Origin of the sequence: Gemmata algarum, assembly GCF_034097035.1 — a bacterium.
GTDB classification, from domain to species: Bacteria; Planctomycetota; Planctomycetia; order Gemmatales; family Gemmataceae; genus Gemmata; species Gemmata algarum.
Window position 1 is genome coordinate 1 of record NZ_JAXBLV010000149.1, and the last position, 379, is coordinate 379.

Annotated in this window: 1 protein-coding gene; it reads right to left on the reverse strand. The window is 76.8% G+C overall.

Annotated features, from left to right (window positions below):
* A partial coding sequence (locus R5W23_RS12245) for a hypothetical protein (protein WP_320686565.1) occupies window positions 1-379 on the reverse strand: 379 nt, incomplete at both ends.

Sequence of the window (379 nt, forward strand, 5' to 3'; positions counted from 1 at the left end):
CCAAGCCCGCGGGCGGTGTCAGGTGCAGCGCCGGGTTCGGCTTCTGCGCGGGCCGTTGCGGTTCCGCGGAGCCCGCGCCCGCATCGCGCATCCGCGGAGCCACCACCGACCCACGCACCGTGTCGCGGCACGCCGGGGGCCACCCACCACCGACACCCGCGGCGACGAGCCGCGCCAGACCCGACCGGCACCACGCGGAGCACCACCGATCCGACACGCCGTGTCCCGATGCACCGCCGGCCACGACCAACCGCACCTCGCGGCGATGAGCCGCGCCAGCCCCGACCGGCGCCACGCGGAGCCACCACCGACACACGGGATTCACCGCTGCGGACCACACGCCCACCGCCGCCGCACGCGCGATCGAGCGGGCTTTGGG